The 1742-nt window shown below is 39.8% G+C and carries 1 protein-coding gene; it reads left to right on the top strand.

All coding sequences use genetic code 11. From position 1 onward, the window contains the following. Positions 1-89: 89 nt before the first annotated feature. Positions 90-1742 (top strand): IS1182 family transposase (locus EIP89_RS11370; RefSeq protein ID WP_245966150.1); only part of this gene is annotated, 1653 nt, incomplete at its 3' end.

Here is a 1742-nt window from a genome sequence, read left to right as displayed (position 1 = left end):
GAAGGTGTCCAAAAAGTAAAGGACGCCTTCTTTTTTATTTTGATAAAACCCTTAATTGAAGTAAATTAGAGCCATCATAGACATTTTAAGTGAGGCGAGTAGTCTTTAAACAGCAACCCGGCAAATGCCCGGAGTTATTTCCCGAGAACATATTTGACAAGATTCCAGAAGATCATCCTGTGCGTTTGGTTGATAAAGTGGTAGACGCCCTTGATATCAGCCAAATATTGAAGAAATACAAAGGCGGAGGCACCTCGGCCTATCATCCGCGGATGATGCTGAAAGTGCTGTTTTACGCGTATTTATCCAACATATATTCCTGTCGGAAAATCGCCAAAGCCCTACGAGAGAACATTCACTTTATGTTCATATCGGGAAATTCCACACCTGACTTCAGAACTATTAATGATTTCAGAGGCAAAATATTAAAAGACCACATTAAAGAGTTGTTTGTCGAGATAGTGAAGTTGTTGGTTGAAATGGGGTATGTGAGCTTGGAAGTGCAATACATAGACGGCACCAAAATAGAAGCACGTTCCAACAAATACAGTTTTGTATGGAGAAAGACCGTAGAGAAGAACCAAGCAAAGTTGCAAGAGAAAATCAAGAGCATTTTGAACGATATCGAACAAAGTATCTTATCGGATAATCGGGAACGCAACGAAGAAAGCTTGCCGCAAAAGATAGATTCAGAGGCCTTAAAAGAGCGTTTGGCCGAGCTTAATAAAAAGCTCAAAGAGAAACCACAGAAGCAATCCAAAGATCTGGAGAAACTTCAACAGGAATACCTGCCTCGCTTAGAGAAGTACGAGAAAGACTTGGCAATAATGGGCAAGAGAAACTCCTACAGCAAAACCGACACAGATGCCACTTTCATGCGCATGAAAGACGACCACATGAAAAACGGTCAATTAAAGCCAGCCTACAACGCACAAATCTCCACCGAAAATCAATTCATTACCCATATTTCCATTCATCAAACTACTACCGATACAACAACTTTAGCATCACATTTAGAAGGCTTTGAGCAAGCCTATGGAAAGCAGAGCCAAGAAGTGGTGGCCGATGCCGGCTATGGCAGTGAAGAAAACTATGAACTAATGCAAAGCAAAGGCATAGAAGCCTATGTGAAGTACAATTATTTTCATCAGCAGCAAAAGAGAAAGCATAAAAACAATCCGTTTTTAGTACAAAATCTTTATTACAACCAAGAAGAAGACTTTTATGTCTGTCCCATGGGGCAACGCATGCATAAAATCAAAGAAGGCGAACGCATCTCAGATAACGGATATATCTCACAAATAAGCTATTATCAAGCACAACGGTGCGAAGGATGCCCGCTGCGATCGGCCTGCCATAAAGCAAAAGGCAATCGCATCATCGAAGTCAATCATCGGCTCAACTACCTGAAAAAGCAGGCAAGAGAAAAATTGTTAAGCTCCAAAGGGTTGTTACATCGAAGTAAGCGCCCTGTAGAAGTGGAAGCCGTATTTGCTCAGTTAAAAAGCAACAACAAATTCAACCGATTTAGCTTTTTTGGATTAGAAAAAGTAACCTTGGAGTTCCTGTTAATGGCCATTGGGCACAACCTAAGAAAATTGCTCTACAAAGGCTTTGCAAAAGCATCATTGGCCCTAAAAAAGTTGCTTTTGACTTTAAAAAATCACTTCAAAAATCAATTTTTTGAAATATCACTACCAAAAACCTGCTTTAAGTCTAATTCATTTTTTGTAACATTAAAT

Origin of the sequence: Thermaurantimonas aggregans, assembly GCF_003851885.1 — a bacterium.
GTDB lineage: Bacteria > Bacteroidota > Bacteroidia > Flavobacteriales > Schleiferiaceae > Thermaurantimonas > Thermaurantimonas aggregans.
The sequence above is the reverse complement of the archived record's forward strand: the minus strand, read 5'-3'. Positions and strand labels throughout refer to the sequence as shown.